The following is a 231-nucleotide window of genomic DNA, read 5'->3' on the forward strand; positions in this document are numbered from 1 at the left end:
TGAAGAAGTCCATTGGAGGATCCATGAGTACCACCGCCGCGCCGCGCTCGGCATCCACCCTTCAGCAGCGCCCGTCGGCACGTCAGCGGCTGCTGGATGCCGCGACCGACCTCTTCTACGGCGAGGGCATCCACTCCGTCGGGGTCGACCGCATCATCGGGCGGGCGGGCGTGACCCGGGCCACGATGTACAACCAATTCGAGGGCAAGGAGGGGCTCGTCCTCGCATACC

General features: G+C 67.1%; 1 protein-coding gene. It reads left to right on the plus strand.

The genetic code is table 11. The features are described 5' to 3' along the window. Nucleotides 1–23 precede the first annotated feature (23 nt). The coding region (locus AC3XQU_RS25105; protein ID WP_489876794.1) for a TetR/AcrR family transcriptional regulator at nt 24–231 on the plus strand (208 nt) is incomplete at its 3' end.

The organism is Telluria sp. AZSoR62 (assembly GCF_058111565.1).